Raw genomic sequence first — 17,524 nt, 5'->3', positions numbered from 1 at the left:
ACTTAAAAGCGTTGCTATTATGCAACGCTTTTTTTTATGAATAGACTTACCGTATTTTTTCTTTCCATCATTGTTATGGTTTCTTGTAAATCGAAGGATTTAGAACCGACCGTAGAGAAACTAACAGATGTGGCCTTCGTGGTTTCTGGAGGCTCTGGTACGGTTGAGGTGATTGACTTACTAAACCAAGAAGTTCTAACTACCTATAAAGTCACTACTGACGCCAATAGGTTTCCACATCATGTTTATATTTCGACCGATAAAGAAAGGCTGGCTATAGCAAATCCTGCTTACGACTTTTCACAAGGTCATCTTGGTTTACATGGGAAAGAAATAGCTGGTGGATTGGTAGTGTTAAATGCTCATTCGGGAGAAAAACTTCATGATATCGAAGTTCCATTTGCTAATCACAATGCTATTTTTTCGCCTGATGACTCTGAGATTTGGACGGCAGGCTTCAGCCATTCTGGCAAAGCTTATATATATGACGCCAATACGGCAAGTTTGAAATCAGAAGTGCAATTAGATGCGGACCCTTCAGAGTTATTATTTTCAGAGGATGGGAAAAACGCTGTAATAAGAAGCGGTGAAAGTACTTTTGTGCAGTTTGTGGACATAGAAGAAAAATCTGTGACAAAAATTGTAAAGGTAGATTTATCAACGGGTAACGTTTGGCCAGGATATGACAATCTTATTTTGGTGTCAAATGGAGCTAAGAACTCTGTCAATTTTGTCAATACTTTAACATACACTGTAACAGATTTTATTGACTTTGATTTCTCTCCCGGCTTTCTGACCTATAACGAATTGACCAAAGAACTTTGGGTGTGTAATTCCACAGATAACAGCTTGGAGATATTCAAGAAAGAAGGGGGAACTTGGCTGCAAACAGGTGAGATGCTATTTCCAGAGGCCGACCCACACATGCTTAAGTTTTACGATAATGGAAAAAAGGCCCTCTTGGTCAACCAAAAAGAAAACACGGCGGTTTTTATAGATGCTGTTAACAAAGAGAGCCTTAAAACTATTGCAGTAGGGCAGAAGCCGAATGGGATTGCAATTCTTTAGAACATTTGTCATGATTTTGGCAAAGAGGCCAAAATAACGCCAAATTAATGAATCCAATTGAACTGTTTTTCTACTATTTACTTATCGCTCCTCTGGAGCTAATACGATTTAATTTTTCGCAGGAACACTAGCTCTTAATTCTGTAATAGCCTCTTCTACGGCTTCTTTATAAAACTGATAAACTGGGTCATTTGCACCTAAGTTTTGAGCTTTTAATGCCATTTTAAGTGCATCGGTGTTTCTTCCCATTTGTTTTTGAATAACAGACTTTATCCAGGTGTTACGGAAAGTTTCAGAAAGCATGATGGATTTATCAATGTATTCCAAAGCTGTTCCTAAATCCATGTTTTTGTTTACCATGTATTCAGCAGCTTGCTGAAAAGCCCCAGCAGCTTCATCATTTCTGGCAGTAACTTCAGAGATGATGGCTTCTTCATTATTAACGCTTAACCGTAAACTCACACCAGTGTGTTCCCAGTAAATATTAAGTTTTGCCATGTCTTCATGTACATCAGAAATGTCAATGGTGAAAGTCTCTGTAAAATCAACCTTATAAGGTTTTACAGTAACAGTAAGGGCATCTTTTGATTTATCGTAGGTGTTTTGGTTGGTAGTAGTTACGGTATTGAAAACTACTTTCCATTCTTGTTGACCAGGAAAAGATAAGATGGCATATTCACCAGCTTTAAGTGTTTGACCATTTACTTTGATATCATTAGATACTTTGATTTTGGTTGCTGCATTGGCACCTGTTCTCCAGACCTCGCCATATTTAAGAAGGCCACCAAAAATAGTTCTAGCTTTAACGCCAGGTCTAGAATAGTCAACACTTATTTTAGTTATTCCTAAAGTTTGAGAGAAACTAGCTCCAGGACTTGGTTGTGGTGTAACTTGGGCTTGCGTGGCAAAAGAAAGAGAAGCCAAAAGCAAGAAAGACAAAAATGACTTTTTCATTGATTGTTTTTTTTGAAAATTGCGATGTTGTAAAATTTTATCAAAACTAACATTATTAGATGAATCGAAACGACCTGATAGTCAATTTAACCCATTATGCAGCTTATAATGAAAAGGAGGAAGCAATAAGAGAAAAGTTGCTTCCTTTTGTGAGAGAACATGAAAACTGTTTTGAAAGGTCTTTATTGATAGGTCATGTAACTGCTTCCTGTTGGGTAGTTAATAAATCAAGAAGTAAAGTATTGCTGATTCATCATGCAAAGCTTAACAAGTGGCTACAGCCAGGTGGGCATTGTGATGGAGATGAGAATACATATGGAGTAGCTGAAAAAGAACTGGAGGAAGAAACAGGCTTGATAGCATTAACTAGCAACACAGACATTTTTGATGTAGATATCCATGTAATACCTGAAAGGAAAGGAGTTCCAGAGCATAAACATTATGACATCAGATACTTGTTTGAGGTCGACGAGACAGCTCCATTAGTTCAAAATCATGAAACGCTTGGTATGAAATGGATTGCTATGAAAGATGTTCCAAATCTTACATCAGAAGAAAGTATCTTGAGAATGAAAAATAAGCTAGAACTTAGTCCATCATGATACGCTCTGTAGATGAGAAATTCTCATTATAAACCTTAAGAATGTATAAGCCTGCTGGAAGGTCATTTGGTGTAATGGCTAATTCGAAAAGCTTACTTCTAAATGAATCTTGATAAACTTCTACACCAAGTGTATTCGTCAATGTTACATTGAACTCAGTTCCGTACTCTTCTTTTGCTACCAAAACCTTCACTTTACTTGTTGCTTCCGATGGATTTGGGAAAACTATAATATCTTTCTCATTTCCATTCAAAATCTGTTTTATGGAAGCTAAGTAGTGAGCTCTTTCAAAATTCGGAATTCCGTAACCCAAGAAATTATCTGGCTGACTTGCTTGTGTTCCTGAAGCTAATAGGATTTCTCTTATTTGCATAGCCGTTAAATCGGGAAAAGCTTCTTTAATCCCTGCTACTAAACCAGTAATTAACGGAGCGGCAAACGATGTTCCGTTAGACATACCAACAAAATTACTTGGTGTGGCTACTGTGGTGGCTCCTCCTTTTGCAGCGACGTCTGGCTTTATTTGAGCATCGGCACTTGGCCCAACTGAACTAAAGTTAACGTATTCTTGCTCAGAATTTACAGCTCCCACAGCTATTACCGAATCGCCATCGGCTGGAGCGGTTATATATTTCCAAGCTTTGTTTCCCTCGTTTCCGGCAGATACTACTACCACAACACCTTTTGCTGTTAGCCAATCAGCCGCTCTAGTTATGAGTGCGGTATTGCCATCTAAATCTTGGTAAGAATAGTCTTGCTCTGTACCCTGAAAGTCTGCATAACCTAATGAAGAACCAACAATGTCAACACCTGCAGAATCAGCTCTTTCTGCTGCAAATAGCCAATTAGCTTCTTCCAATTTTGTTTCAGAATTTACATTCTCAGTCACATAAAGTAAGAAGGAAGCATCAGGAGCAGTTCCTAATAATTGCCCATCTAAACTAGAAGCGATACAGCTTAGCACTGAAGTTCCGTGTGAATGAGCATCGTAAACAGACTCATTTGTATTGACAAAGTTATATGTTTCTATAACTCTGTTTTCGGCAAAAAGTGCTTCAAAAACGTCTAATTCATCAGCATTTAAATAACCAGAATCTAACAAACCAATTAATACACCCTTTCCTGTAAAACCTTGTGCATGCATGGCATCAGCCCCTAACATAGCTAATTGATTCAATGAACTTCCAGGGTCTATCATGGTAGTTCCCAAGCTCTTATTACCTGAATTTTCACTTTTTAGTCTGAATGAAGGGTTTTCTAAACCGTTTGGATATTGACCTTCTAGTCCTTTTACAAATGATAGTGCTAATACTTCTTGTAATTTGCTTTGCGGAATATCTATCAAAGCAGCATTAAGCCATTTACTTGTAAACTTTACGGGAACGCCCGCTTCGTTAAGAGCTTGAATGTAAGCTGGATTTACTGGTAAATCTTGTTCCGTGATATTTATGCCTTGCTTTTGTCTTCTATCTATAGCTTTTTGAGATAAAAACTCTTGAGGCTGCTCAATACTATAAGGACTATTTGCTTTGTCATTAAAAACAACTAAGTATTTGTTTTGAGCAAAAAGTAGACTGCTTTGCAAAAGCAGTAAAAGGCATAAAATCTTCTTCATATTACAAATTGTGAATTAAAAATACGCAAGTGGCAGTAAAAAAGAGAGTTATGCGTTAAAACTTTTTAAAATCCAGCCACCACCTATCACATCATCTCCTTCATAAAACACCGCAGCTTGTCCTGGAGCTATGGCACTTATTGGCTCTTTAAAGATAACTTCCATTTTATCAGGCCCTATTTGGGAAGCTATTGCCGGAGCAGAAGGTGTTTTGTATCTAATCTTAGTGAATGTCTCTTTTTCTTGACCCAATAAGTCAGGGTATTTTTGCATGTTTAGTTTACCTACATGCATAGCATTTTTAAAGAGGTGTTTCTCTACACCCAAAATCACCTCATTAGTATCCTTTCTAATTTCTGTTACATAAACGGGGTAGCCTAAAGCTATTCCAAGTCCTTTTCTTTGACCAACGGTATAAAATGGATAACCTTCATGCTTACCTACTTTTTCACCACTTTGTAAGACAAAATCTCCTCCTTTTACTCTTTCTTCTAATCCGTCTACTCTTCTTTTTAGGAAACCACGGTAATCATTATCAGGTACAAAGCATATTTCGTAAGACTCCGATTTGTTTACCAAATCGTAGAAACCTCTTTCCACAGCCATTTCTCTTATTTCTTTTTTTGTCAATTGACCTAAAGGCAATTGTGTTCTAGAAAGGCTTTCTTGAGAAATTCCCCAGAGTACATAACTTTGGTCTTTTAAAACGTCTTTTCCTTTTGAAATAACGTGACGGCCATTTTCTTGTCTGATGTTGGCATAATGGCCAGTGGCCAAATGTTCACAGCCAAGGTTGTTTGCTCTTCTGAGCAAAGCATCCCATTTAACATGCGTATTACACAGCACACATGGGTTTGGAGTTCTTCCTTCTAAGTATTCACCAGTAAAATGGTCAATCACATAGTCGCCAAACTCTTCTCTGATATCTAATATATAATGTGGGAAACCTAAATTGACGGCAATATTTCTTGCGTCATTTATAGAATCTAAACTGCAGCAGCCTGTTTCTTTTTTACTTCCTCCTGAGGCGGCGTAGTCCCATGTTTTCATGGTCATGCCTATAACCTCGTAGCCTTCTTCGTGTAACATTACTGCAGCTAAAGAGCTGTCAATACCGCCACTCATGGCTACTAAAATTCTTCCGTGTTTGCTCATCTAACTAAATGGGTTGAATGCCCATCGTTTATATTTAAAAATAATTTGTGACAAAGGTACAAACAAAAGAAAGCTAATTGGGTAAGAATTAGTTCTATATAATAGGTAAGATTTGATTATTTGCTCTTCTAATTTTCTATATCTTGAACATTTGACTTCTTCTTTTGACCGATAATTATGTCTTTTCTTAAATAGAAGTCTATTTTTGCCTCAAATAAACCGATGGTATGTTAAAGAAAGAAGTTTTAGTTAATGGCATTTCTAACCTTTCAGATGCACGTTATTGTGCTGGAATGTTTGTTGACTATTTATGTTTTGAGTTAAATGCTGAACACCCAGATTTTATTCCAGTAGAGAAAATGGTTGAAATTAAGAATTGGGTAAGCGGTCCAAAAATTGGAGGAAGAATTTCCATTTGGCCGGAGAATATAACGCAGGAACAATGGCAAGACTTAGCTTTAGATTATTTGATAATTAGCGATTCGAGTTTGATTAATACTGCTAGAGCTAAAGTAGGCGAGTTGTTTTTTGAAGTAAAGGGTTCAAATGGTAATCAAGATTTAAGTGATTTTGAACATGTATTAATTTCGGATGCTAGTTTAGTAGATGAAATAAACCACTCATCCTTATTTGTTGGAGGGAAAATTGACCTTGATAATCTGGAAGAGAAAGTAGAAAATATTGATATAAAAGGGCTTGCTTTAAAGGGGAATCATGAAGAACGACCAGGTGAAAGCAAATATGAAGACCTAATGGATGTGTTGGAAGCTTTAGAAGATGAGGATTGAGAGTTCTCAAACCTTAATTTCACAGTTTATCCAGTTTCTTTACCATTCGTGTAGTTTGTATTACATAGTACCCATTGCGGGGCTACCTTTGAAATGAATTAATACAAATTATAAATGGAAAAGAATGAAAAAAGACTTAGAAGAATTAAAAACGACAACTCTGTATTAGGAGGGGTCACAGAAGGTTTAGGAGAGTATTTTGACATAGACCCAACTATATTTAAGGTTCTTTTTGTGGTTATGTTTTTTACTCCTTTACCATCAGTAATCACTTATTTAATTTTATGGGTAGTTTTACCAGAGGAAAATAGAGCATTTAGCTACGCCAATGACAACTACCAATCAACATTTAAAACATCAAATTTCACTATGAGCAATCACTCATCAAAAAACGGAAACTTAGTAGGTGGCGTTATTCTAATTAGCTTGGGAGCCATTTTCGCATTTCGCACTTTCTTCGACATCAACCTATTTAGCTATATAGGTAAAATGTGGCCATTGTTTCTTATCGGGCTAGGAGTTTGGATTATTGTCAGAGACAAAGAAGATGACAATTTCAATCAGAATCAGAATCAGAACACTGGTGGAACCATCGATAATGAAAACACTGGCGAAACTTTTTAGAATATGAGGAGGAGAAGTAATGTGTTTTTAGGAGCTATTTTGGTAGCCGTTGGAGCTATCTTTTTAGCTTTCAATTATGACCTAGTTGATTTTAATTATTCATTCAGAACTATTGCAAAGTTTTGGCCTGTATTATTAATATTAGCTGGTGTGGCAGTTTTACTGCATGAGCGTAGGAGCTTTTATAACCCTACTACAGCCCTTTTAGTGGCTTTTGCAATTCCACTTGGAATTTATAGTGCAGCCTCTGATGGGGTAGACAATCTAAAGTCTGATTTTAAAGATGATTTTCATTTTGACTGGCAAGATGAAAAAGATTGGGATGAAAGTGATGACAATAAGGAATATAGCTATGGTTCAGAAGAGCGAGAGAGTGGCGATAGAATAGAGCAAGTTTTCAATGTTCCAATTTCAAATAATACAGATGAAGCGAGCCTTAATTTTGGAGGTGGAGCTGCAGAGTTTCATTTAAAAGAGACTACAAGTGACTTATTTAAAGCCACTACATTGCTTAACGCAGGTAGTTATAGACTTTCCGATGAATTAAAAAGTAATCATCATCAGATTGACTTTGAGATGAAATCTAGAAAGAACAAGAGTTTCAATTTTGGAGACAACGACCATAATGAGATTTTTCTAGAGCTGAACACTAAACCTATTTGGAATATAGAAATGGGGATAGGAGCTGGCGATTTAGAGTTTGATTTTAGTTCTTTTAAAGTGAAATCTTTAGAGATTAAAACTGGAGCAGCAGCAGTGGATGTAAAATTAGGCGATAACTTAGAGCGTTCTGAAATACGCGTAGAAAGTGGTGTAGCCAAAGTTGATATTTCTGTACCTGAAAGTGTTGGTTGCGAAATCAAAATGGATGGAGCCCTAAATTCAAAAGACTTTAGTGGTTTTGAAAAAGAAGCTAACTCTAGATGGCGTACACCTAATTTTGATGATGCTAAAAAGAAGATTTACATAAAAGTTTCTAGCGGCCTTTCTTCAGTAACGGTTCGTAGACACTGATAAACTCTTAAATATATTTTTTCGAAAAGCGAGCTTTCTTCTAGAGAGTTCGCTTTTTTAGTTTTTATACTTCAAGGCTTTAACTGGACTTATCTTTAAAATTGATAAGGTAGGTAGAATGACTATCAAACTCACCAAAATTATTGTGGCAATATTAACTAAAAGGAATGTGAGCCAAGACCAAGAAACGGGTACATAAGACATGTAATAATTTTCGGGGTCAAGCGGAATAATTTTAAACTGGTCTTGTATCAGACAAAAGCCCAAGGCAATGAAATTTCCCCATGCCAAACCTTTCATAATGATGATAACAGCGTTGGAAACAAAAATCTTTTGAATCATGCCGTTCCTTGCTCCTAAAGACTTTAGCAAGCCTATCATGGGAGTTCTTTCCATTATCATTATTAGCAGTACGGATACCATATTGAAACTAGCCACCACTATAATTAAGAACAATACAATGATAATGTTCCTATCTAAAAGGTTAAACCAGTCAAAAAATTGTGGCAATAGTTGCGTTATTCTATGAATCTGCTGGTCTTGCGGAATAATGTTATAAAGTCCGTCTACGGTTGGCTCCAGTTCCTCAAAGTCTTTTAAAAATACTTCGAGATGGCCTATTTCATTGGGTTCCCAATCGTTAATTCTTCTAATAAGGTCAATGTCAACAATGGCGTATGAATTGTCAATGTCTTCAATACCAGTATCGTAAAACCCAACAATCTCTACTTTTCTAGCTCTTGGTGGATTTTGAATGAAATTTATTAGAATGTCATCACCTAATTTTACATTCAAGAGTTTCTTTAAGGTATTACTCAGGATGATTTCCTTGCCATAACTGGCTGAAGTGTCTTTTTGTAAAACTCTACCTTCTTTGATATTCTCTTCAAAAAGTTGCCAATTATAGTTTTCATCCACGCCTTTGAGCAAAACGCCCGATATTTCTTCGTCTGAACGTAATAATGCAGATTTTAAGGCAATTGCATTTATCGAAGCTATGCTTTCATTATTATTAATTAATTCGGAAGTTTTCTCATTAATTACAAAAGGAGCTTCTTCAAAAGATTGATTAAGCGTAATTTTACTTATCTGCAGATGAGCAGACATGCTAAACAGCTTTTCTTTGATAGTGTCCTTAAAACCAAAAAGGACGGAGAAGGAAAGCATGATAGCTGCAACACCAATTGCAATACTTGTAATACCAATATTGATGACAGAAGAAGAAAAGGTCTTACCTTTGGTTTTTCTTATTTTCTGAGCCAAGAAGTATTCAGTATTCATCAATTATTATGGACAAGATATTAGCCCTGCTTTTTGTTATTCTTTTAGGCATATCGCCTTTGAGCTGTAAATCTAAGGCAAACTCTTCAAATACTCCCGAAAAAATTAAGGTTGGTGCAGAAGCTATGCAGGAATATCTTCCTCTTTTAAAAGGAAAACGAGTTGGTTTGGTCATAAATCATACTTCTACTATTGGTGAAACGCATCTTTTAGACACTTTATTAAGTAGCCATGTAAATGTTACGGCTATTTTTGCTCCAGAACATGGATTTAGAGGAGATGCAGATGCTGGTGCTCATATTGACAATTCTAAGGATGCTAAAACTGGAATTTCAATAGTGTCCCTTTACGGAAAAAATAAAAAGCCAAGCCCTGAACAAATCAAGGATATAGATATTTTATTATTTGATATTCAAGATGTGGGAGTGCGATTTTATACTTACATCAGTACACTACATTATATTATTGAGGCGGCAGCAGAAAGCAATAAGCCATTAATAGTCTTAGACAGACCAAACCCAAACGGACATTATGTAGCAGGCCCAGTGCTTGAAAAGGAGTTTAAGTCTTTTGTCGGAATGAATGAAATTCCGGTGGTTTATGGTTTAACCATGGGAGAGTTTGCGGAAATGGTGAATGGAGAATCTTGGGCAAGTAAAGCTAAATGCGATTTGACCGTTATAAAGTGTAAAAACTATGACCACACTTCTAAATATGATTTGCCAATAAAGCCTTCCCCAAATTTACCTAATGCTCAATCCATCTATCTATATCCGTCTATTTGCTTTTTTGAACCTACACAGATAAGTGTAGGTAGAGGAACTGATAAACAGTTTCAAGTAATTGGTGGACCAGATAAGAATTTAGGAAACTATCATTTTATTCCTACCGAAAAGCCTGGAGCTCACAATCCTGTCAATAAAGGAGTAGATTGTTATGGTTTAGATTTAACAAAGGTAGATGCCTTTGCTAATGGATTTGACTTAAATCTTCTTTTTGACTTCTATAATAAGTTTGAAAAGAAGTCGAGCTTTTTTACCAATGAAAAGTTTTTCAATTTGCTAGCTGGTAATAGCTGGATTCTGAAAGACTTAAAGGCAGGTAAATCAGTTGAAGAAGTTCAGGAGAAATGGCAAGCCGACCTGACAGCATTTAAAACATTAAGAAAAAAATACCTTTTATACCCAGATTTCGAATAATGGACGAGAAAATAATAATTATTGATTTTGGTTCTCAGCTAACGCAATTGATAGCTCGTAGAGTTAGAGAGCATAATGTTTATTGTGAAATTCACCCTTTTAACCATGTACCAGAAATAGACGACACGGTAAAAGGTATCATATTATCAGGAAGTCCGTGTTCTGTAAGAGAAGAGGATGCTCCAATGGTTGATTTGGAACATTTAATATCAAAGGGGCCTGTTTTGGGTGTTTGTTATGGAGCTCAGTTATTGGCCCATCGTTTAGGTGGTAATGTAGAGGCATCTACTACCAGAGAATACGGAAGAGCTATTTTAGGTAAAATAGAAGACAATAATAAATTGTTTGCCAACATTGCTGTAGGCAGCCAGACATGGATGTCGCATGGAGATACCATTACTAATTTACCTTCAAATGCTAGAGTAATAGCTTCTACGGATTCTGTAGAGATGGCAGCTTTCCAATTTAGCGATAAGGAAGTTTATGGAATTCAGTTTCACCCAGAGGTAACCCATACTACAGACGGTAAAGCATTACTTAAGAATTTCCTAGTTGGAATTTGTGGTTGTAATCAGTCTTGGACTTCTGATTCTTTTGTAGAAACTTCGGTTGCAGAATTGAAAGAACAATTGGGTGATGATAAAGTAGTTTTAGGTCTTTCTGGTGGCGTAGATTCTTCTGTGGCGGCTATGTTGATTCATAAGGCTATTGGTAAAAACCTTTACTGCATATTTGTGGATAACGGTTTGCTACGTAAAAATGAGTTTGAAGAGGTTTTAGAATCTTATAGAGGTCTTGGCTTAAATGTTAAAGGAGTTGATGCCAAAGAAAAGTTCTATGAAGCTTTGAAAGGTTTGACAGACCCTGAGCTAAAAAGAAAAGCAATAGGTAAAACCTTCATTGATGTGTTTGATGATGAATCTCATCAAATACAAGATGTAAAATGGTTGGCACAGGGTACTATTTATCCAGATATAATTGAGTCGGTTTCCGTAAAAGGACCTTCCGCTACAATAAAATCGCATCATAATGTAGGTGGTTTACCAGATTACATGAAGCTGAAGATAGTGGAGCCTTTGAAGTTATTATTTAAAGATGGAGTAAGAGAGGTCGGTGCAGCTATGGAAATGCCTAAGGCTATTCTTAGTAGACATCCATTCCCAGGTCCTGGCTTAGGAATTAGAATTTTAGGAGATATCACGGCTGAGAAAGTAAGAATTCTTCAAGAAGTTGATTATTTCTTCATTCAAGGCTTGAAAGACTCTGGTTTATATGACGACGTTTGGCAGGCTGGCTCTATGCTTCTTCCTGTACAAAGTGTAGGAGTAATGGGTGATGAGCGTACTTATGAAAGTGTAGTAGCTTTAAGAGCTGTAACAAGTGTAGATGGTATGACTGCCGACTGGGCACATCTTCCTTATGAGTTCTTAGCAGATGTCTCAAACAAGATTATAAACAACGTAAAAGGGGTTAATAGAGTAGTTTATGATATTAGTTCAAAACCACCAGCAACTATTGAGTGGGAATAATTCCACTCTTTAAATAATTGGAAATTAAAAAGAAATCAATTCTTAGAAATGGAACCTTCCAAATCTAGAGTTGATTTTTTTGTTCTTGAAGAGCCGTTAAAATTTTGATTTAACTTGGTTCTGTGGTTTCTAAATCTCCTAACTTCTAGCCACTGACTGAACGCTAAATATATAGCGAAAACAGAAATTACATAGATAGAAAGAGCCGTGTTGCTAAAGAAACTTCTTAGGCTGTAAGTGAAAATAGAAAGGGCAATAGTCATCCCGTAAAGTGTTAATGAAGACGCCAAGTGAGTTAAACCATTATCTACTAGTAAATGGTGTAAGTGTAGTCTATCTGCTTCAAAAGGAGAACGTCCTTTTAAAATTCTAACACCAAATACTCGCAAAGTATCAAAAATAGGAACGCTAAGTAGAGAAAGTGCTAATACTGGTGCACTTACGAAATGGTGTCCTGGCGAAAAATTAGAACTTTCGTTTAGGCTAATAAAGCTTATAGCTAAAATGGTAACTAAATATCCTATAATGAGCGAACCTGTGTCGCCCATGAATATCTTGGACGTTTTGGAGTAATTATACCGTAGAAATCCTAATAATGATGCCGCCAATGAAAAACCTAAGCAAGCCAAAGACCAATGCTCATTAATAACAAACCACCAACTAAAGCCAGCACTAGCTATCATCGCTATACCGCCAGAAAGGCCATCAATGCCATCAATTAAATTGAAAGAGTTAATTAGGGCTACGAATATGAAGATGGTAAATAATACACTTATGACATACGGAAGTTCGTGAACACCAAAAATTCCAAAGAAACTTGTGATTCTAAGGTCACTGCCTATTACCACTAAAACGGAAGCTAAAACTTGAGAACCTATTTTTTTCAAGGGAGCTAAAGCATATAAGTCGTCTTTGAGGCCAAGGAAAAATAAGATTAGAAGACCCGCAAATATCTTATGCATGAGAAAGCCTTCATCTTCGAAGTTCCAAATCATGTAACCAATCAGCGTACCAGCAAAAATGGCGATTCCTCCGAAAGTTGGGGTAGGCGAACTATGGGAACTCCGTTTTACTGGATTTTCCATCAAACCTCTCAACATACAGATATTCCTTATAACAGGAATTGAACGCCAAGTAACCATTAACGACAAAATTATACTCAGGAAAATTTGCACGTTAGGGTCACCAACGATTTCTTCAAATATTAATCTCACTCAAAAAAAATCTTTGTACTTTAATATAAGCATTCAAAAATAGTAAATTTCATCAATTAGTCTAGGAAATAGTGCGAGCCATTACGTGAAAAGTTTATTATATGGTCAATACTTTATTCTATTATCCTCTTTCTAATGAAGATTGCAGGATTTCCTGACCATATCTCATTTGCTGGAACGTTTTTGCTTAATAAGGAAGCTGCTCCTAAAACAGCGTTTACTTGACAAATAACACCTGGTGCAACTAGACTTTTTGCACCAATCCACACACCATCAGCTAATGTTATTTTACCAACCATTAGGTCAAATGTTTGACTTTTATAGTCATGATTTCCAGTCAATAACATAACGCCTTGAGATAGACAAACGTTGGCTCCAATCTTAACATAATCCAAATTATCAATCCAGACCTGTTCTCCAATCCATGTATTATCACCCACTTCTAATAACCAAGGGTATTTGATATTTACCTTTGGTTTTATCATAATGTTATTACCAAGCTTGGCTCCAAAAAGCCTTAAAATACTCACCTTAAACTTTGCAGGAATAGGGAGATAGGTATTTATAATAATGCGACCAATGATAAGCCAAACAAGTCTTCTTAAAAATGGACCATGGTCATACCAAGAGTTGTCATATTTTGCTAAATCAACTTTACTCATTATTTAGTCTTTCAATTAACATACCACTTTTTAAACGACCCTCCTCTAATTTATCAGCCAAAAATGTTTTTGTTCTTTCAAAATGGCTTTCATAACCCACTTTGTCACCAATTTCTATAATGTGTGCCCATTCCTGAACAGAGGTGTGAAAAGCCAAATCGTCTTTTCTTATCGTTTTATCATAAAGAGCCGTTTGAATCGACTCTTCTAACAAATCCTCATTCATGAAAAGGTATTCTGCCATACCTACTCTTAGTTTAAACGGTGGGGTCTGAATTACAGTATTTTTATATGGATTAGTTCCTAATTTAGCCCATGTCAAAACCATGGAAGTAAGACTAAGGTGTGAATTAGGCTTATATTCGTCAGATTGATGTAGCGAGTATTCGTTCATCAGTGAATCGTTTAACATTAAATTTCCATCAAAATCAGCAAATACTTTTTCTTTTGCATCTTGAATTAAAGCTCTAAATGCTTCTTCTTCTTCAGAAATCATTAGACCAAAAAGCTGACTTTGAGATTCCGCATAAGCTCTTACATGATTTTTTCCGTAAGGATTCATGAGTGCCATACCTGCATAAACATGGTGCTTATAACTGTAAATACGAAGGGTCATTAACATCTTTAAGGTGTCTAAACCTCCAGAAAGAAGTGGATTTAACCACGGATAAACGCCTCTATGCATAAATGAGGTACCTATACTTTCAAAACCAATGTGCGTGACAACCTGCACATCGGCCATCATTTTGTCATGTTCTTCCGCGGAACTAAGGATTTCGATTTTTGAACCTGTATGATTTAGAAGGCTTAAGAGTTCTTTAAACTTTTCAGTATCGCACCTATGGTTAATGGCTATTAGTGTTTGCCCTTTAGGATTGACCGCAGGCCCATGCAGTGGATGAATAGTGGCAATATTTGTTTCAGGTTTTAAATATTTCTCAAACGCAGCTATTTCAGGAGCCTTAATAGAAGTTTGACCAGCTACTAGGGCTGTTTCGCTTATTGCAGGGGCTATTTGTTTAACTACGGAATCAATGTTTTCAGTTTCTACACAAAACAATATGAAGTCGGATTGCTGAGCAACCGAAAGACCATATTGTAACAATTCAATGTTGCTATCCTTTAGTTTCTCCTTAAGAATAGAGAAATTCTGTGGTAAGTCACATCCAGAAACTTGATAGGAGGCCTCAGAGAAAATTCTAGCATAAAGCAAGCCCATATCCCCCAAACCAATTATTCCTATTCTCATGTACTACATTTTGTGCTACAAAAGTATTGAATATAAAGAAACGGACTAAAGACTAATGAAAGAAAAGATAAATAGACCTAAAATTATCAGTCCACTTAAAATGGTGGCGGTTTTTGAATATAAGAAGCCACGCTTTGACGAATTAGAGTAGTAGTTATACTTGTTCATTATGAATTATTATTTATGGAAAGCATTAAGTATCACAAGTATATCGATAGAAATTGAATTTTCAAAAATAATTGAAACTTATTATTATTCTAATTAGAAAAAACTTTTGGCATAGGTCGATGGCTGCGTTACCTTTGTGGCACAAAACAGCAAGAGAAAATCTTAAATGAAAAAACTTAAAATTGCCATTCAAAAATCAGGAAGGCTGAGCGACGATTCTGTTAAACTTTTTAAAGCTTGTGGAATTAAGTTTGAAGTAGGAAAATCAAAGTTAATGTCGGAGTCTAAAAACTTTCCAGCAGAATTCCTTTTCTTAAGGGATGATGATATTCCTGGATATGTAGCTGATGGCGTAGCAGATGTAGGAATAGTAGGGGACAATGTTCTGGTGGAGCATGAATGTCATGTGAACAGGGTTAAAAGCTTAGGTTTTTCAAAATGTAGACTTTCTTTGGCGGTGGCTAGAGATGTAGACTATCCTGGTGTTTCTTATTTTGAGGGAAAGAGTATTGCTACATCTTATCCGAATATTTTAGGCAAGTTTTTGAAAGAGAACGGCGTTGATGCTCAAGTTCATTTCATTAGTGGTTCTGTGGAGATTGCTCCAGGAATTGGTTTGGCGGAAGGTGTTTGTGATATAGTAAGTACTGGTGGAACATTATTAAGCAATGGATTAAAGGAGGTAGAGCCTATTTTTAATTCTGAAGCGATACTAATTTCTAATAACTCGCTTTCTGAAGAGAAGCTAGAATTATTGGATAGAATTGTTTTCAGAATGAATGCTGTTCAAACTGCTGATACGCATAAATATGTTTTGTTGAATGCTCCAAATGATAAAATTGAGGCTATTATCAACATCATGCCAGGTATGAAAAGCCCTACCATTACGCCATTGGCTAAAGAAGGTTGGAGCTCTATTCACTCTGTTTTAAAGGAAAATGATTTTTGGGAGAATATTGAAGCTATGCGTAAAATGGGTGCTGAGGGAATCTTAGTGATACCTATTGAGAAAATGATATTCTAGATTTTCGGGTATTTTAAATACCAAATGAAAGCACAAATTATACTTGGTTATGAAGTTATTTGATAGACCAGAAAGGAAAGATTGGCAGGCTATTTTGGCTAGGCCAACAGCCGATATTTCTGAAATTGAGGGTAGGGTACAACCTATTTTAGAAGAAGTTAGAAATAATGGCGATGAGGCTTTGAGAAAGTTTGCTTTGGCATTTGACAATATACTTCTAAATGAATTTGAAGTTAGTTCTAGTGATTTAGATTCAGCTGAGGGAGAATTAAGTGAGGAATTAAAAGATGCTATCAAACTAGCTTATGCTAATGTTTATAAGTTTCATGAAGCTCAAAAATCAGAACCTGAGGTCATAGAAACTATGCCTGGCGTACAATGCTGGCGTAAATCTGTAGGGATAGAAAAAGTAGGAATCTATATTCCTGGTGGTACAGCCCCTTTGTTTTCTACGGTTTTAATGTTGGGAATTCCTGCTAAAATAGCTGGCTGTAAAGAGATTGTTCTTTGCTCGCCAAGTAATCACCCTGCCATACTTTTTGCGGCCAAATTGGTTGGCGTCACTAAAGTTTTTAGAATAGGTGGAGCTCAGGCTGTTGCTGCTTTAGCTTATGGTACGGAGTCTGTTCCGCAAGTTTCAAAGATTTTTGGGCCAGGAAATCAATATGTAACTGCTGCTAAGCAATTGGTTAGTAAAGAGGGTGTGGCTATTGATATGCCAGCTGGGCCTTCAGAAGTTGCGGTTTTTGCAGATGATTCGGCTGAGCCTTCATTTGTAGCGGCAGATTTGCTTTCTCAGGCAGAACATGGAATTGATAGCCAAGTTATTTTGGTTTCAACTTCATCAGAAATGATAGCTTCGGTACAAAAAGAGGTTTATAAACAACTGGAAGAACTTCCAAGGAAAGAATTGGCGGCAGCATCATTAGAAAATTCGAAATGTATTTTGGTGGCTTCTCAGGAAGAAGCCATTGATATTTTAAATGAATATGCGGCCGAACATTTGATTTTAGCGATAGAAAATGCGGAAGAAGTAGGAGAGCAGATAGTGAATGCAGGTTCAATATTCTTAGGTAATTATACGCCAGAATCATGTGGAGACTATGCTTCTGGTACAAATCATACACTGCCTACTAATGGTTTTGCAAAAGCTTACTCTGGTGTTTCTTTAGATAGTTTCGTAAAGAAAATTACTTTTCAGAAAATCACGAAGGCTGGTTTAGAAAAGCTCGGACCAGCGGTTCAGATTATGGCAGAAGCGGAATCGCTTCAAGGTCACTCAAACGCAGTAAAAGTTAGATTGAAATAGATATTAGCCTACATAATAGGGCATAAAAAAGTGCATCTGAATTATTTCGGATGCACTTTCTGATTTAAT

Annotated in this window: 16 protein-coding genes; 9 read left to right on the top strand and 7 right to left on the bottom strand. The window is 36.4% G+C overall.

The window, feature by feature from the left end:
• Nucleotides 1-36: 36 nt before the first annotated feature.
• Nucleotides 37-1,068, top strand: a complete 1,032-nt coding sequence (locus AC0L6O_RS13005; RefSeq protein WP_473302915.1) for a YncE family protein — start codon at nt 37-39, stop codon at nt 1,066-1,068.
• A gap of 108 nt (nt 1,069-1,176) precedes the next feature.
• Here the strand turns inward: AC0L6O_RS13005 and AC0L6O_RS13000 are convergent, their stop codons facing one another.
• Nucleotides 1,177-2,022: a DUF2911 domain-containing protein gene (locus AC0L6O_RS13000; protein WP_473302913.1), complete on the bottom strand. Its 846-nt coding sequence runs from the start codon at nt 2,020-2,022 to the stop codon at nt 1,177-1,179.
• Between the two features lie 59 nt (nt 2,023-2,081).
• Between AC0L6O_RS13000 and AC0L6O_RS12995 the strand changes: the two genes are divergently transcribed.
• The gene (locus tag AC0L6O_RS12995) at nt 2,082-2,624 is read left to right on the top strand and encodes an NUDIX hydrolase (protein ID WP_473302911.1); all 543 of its coding nucleotides are present in this window, start codon (nt 2,082-2,084) and stop codon (nt 2,622-2,624) included.
• Here AC0L6O_RS12995 and AC0L6O_RS12990 read toward each other — a convergent pair.
• The gene (locus AC0L6O_RS12990) at nt 2,611-4,239 is read right to left on the bottom strand and encodes a S8 family peptidase (RefSeq protein ID WP_473302909.1); all 1,629 of its coding nucleotides are present in this window, start codon (nt 4,237-4,239) and stop codon (nt 2,611-2,613) included. The two genes, AC0L6O_RS12995 and AC0L6O_RS12990, sit on opposite strands and share 14 nt — an antisense overlap.
• A gap of 48 nt (nt 4,240-4,287) precedes the next feature.
• Nucleotides 4,288-5,394 carry a tRNA 2-thiouridine(34) synthase MnmA gene (mnmA, locus tag AC0L6O_RS12985; RefSeq protein ID WP_473302908.1) on the bottom strand — a complete coding sequence of 369 codons (1,107 nt, stop codon included), beginning with the start codon at nt 5,392-5,394 and terminating at the stop codon, nt 4,288-4,290.
• Between the two features lie 227 nt (nt 5,395-5,621).
• Between mnmA and AC0L6O_RS12980 the strand changes: the two genes are divergently transcribed.
• From AC0L6O_RS12980 to AC0L6O_RS12970, 3 genes are all read left to right on the top strand, one after another.
• The gene (locus AC0L6O_RS12980; protein ID WP_473302906.1) at nt 5,622-6,182 is read left to right on the top strand and encodes a hypothetical protein; all 561 of its coding nucleotides are present in this window, start codon (nt 5,622-5,624) and stop codon (nt 6,180-6,182) included.
• A 114-nt stretch (nt 6,183-6,296) separates the two neighbouring features.
• Nucleotides 6,297-6,806 (top strand): PspC domain-containing protein, encoded by a 510-nt coding sequence (locus tag AC0L6O_RS12975; protein WP_473302905.1) that lies wholly within the window; start codon nt 6,297-6,299, stop codon nt 6,804-6,806.
• Nucleotides 6,807-6,809: 3 nt separating this feature from the next.
• Nucleotides 6,810-7,820, top strand: coding sequence for a LiaI-LiaF-like domain-containing protein (locus tag AC0L6O_RS12970; protein WP_473302904.1), 1,011 nt, complete (start codon nt 6,810-6,812; stop codon nt 7,818-7,820).
• 57 nt (nt 7,821-7,877) lie between these two features.
• Here the strand turns inward: AC0L6O_RS12970 and AC0L6O_RS12965 are convergent, their stop codons facing one another.
• Entirely contained in the window at nt 7,878-9,101 is a 1,224-nt protein-coding gene (locus AC0L6O_RS12965; RefSeq protein WP_473302902.1) for an ABC transporter permease, read from the bottom strand.
• An 8-nt stretch (nt 9,102-9,109) separates the two neighbouring features.
• On the opposite strand from AC0L6O_RS12965, the gene AC0L6O_RS12960 reads away from it, so the two are divergent.
• Nucleotides 9,110-10,300 carry an exo-beta-N-acetylmuramidase NamZ family protein gene (locus AC0L6O_RS12960; protein WP_473302901.1) on the top strand — a complete coding sequence of 397 codons (1,191 nt, stop codon included), beginning with the start codon at nt 9,110-9,112 and terminating at the stop codon, nt 10,298-10,300.
• A complete protein-coding gene (gene guaA, locus AC0L6O_RS12955; RefSeq protein WP_473302899.1) occupies nt 10,300-11,829 on the top strand; it encodes a glutamine-hydrolyzing GMP synthase in 1,530 nt (509 codons plus the stop codon). The genes AC0L6O_RS12960 and guaA overlap by 1 nt, the downstream gene beginning before the upstream one ends.
• 35 nt (nt 11,830-11,864) lie before the next feature.
• Here the strand turns inward: guaA and AC0L6O_RS12950 are convergent, their stop codons facing one another.
• The 3 genes from AC0L6O_RS12950 to AC0L6O_RS12940 all read right to left on the bottom strand — a co-directional run bounded on the left by AC0L6O_RS12950 (nt 11,865) and on the right by AC0L6O_RS12940 (nt 14,954).
• Entirely contained in the window at nt 11,865-13,043 is a 1,179-nt protein-coding gene (locus AC0L6O_RS12950) for a glycosyltransferase family 4 protein (RefSeq protein WP_473302898.1), read from the bottom strand.
• Between the two features lie 113 nt (nt 13,044-13,156).
• Entirely contained in the window at nt 13,157-13,705 is a 549-nt protein-coding gene (locus AC0L6O_RS12945) for a WcaF family extracellular polysaccharide biosynthesis acetyltransferase (protein WP_473302896.1), read from the bottom strand.
• Entirely contained in the window at nt 13,698-14,954 is a 1,257-nt protein-coding gene (locus AC0L6O_RS12940; protein WP_473302895.1) for a prephenate dehydrogenase/arogenate dehydrogenase family protein, read from the bottom strand. The genes AC0L6O_RS12945 and AC0L6O_RS12940 overlap by 8 nt, the downstream gene beginning before the upstream one ends.
• 334 nt (nt 14,955-15,288) lie before the next feature.
• On the opposite strand from AC0L6O_RS12940, the gene hisG reads away from it, so the two are divergent.
• Complete coding sequence (hisG, locus tag AC0L6O_RS12935; RefSeq protein WP_473302893.1) at nt 15,289-16,146, top strand: ATP phosphoribosyltransferase; 858 nt, start codon at nt 15,289-15,291, stop codon at nt 16,144-16,146.
• 49 nt (nt 16,147-16,195) lie between these two features.
• On the top strand, nt 16,196-17,455 hold the full coding sequence (gene hisD / locus AC0L6O_RS12930) for a histidinol dehydrogenase (RefSeq protein WP_473302892.1): 1,260 nt from the start codon (nt 16,196-16,198) through the stop codon (nt 17,453-17,455).
• Nucleotides 17,456-17,524: the final 69 nt, after the last annotated feature.

This window comes from Arcticibacterium sp. GJ41-1 (assembly GCF_055808875.1).
This window is presented reverse-complemented; position numbering and strand designations above follow the sequence as displayed.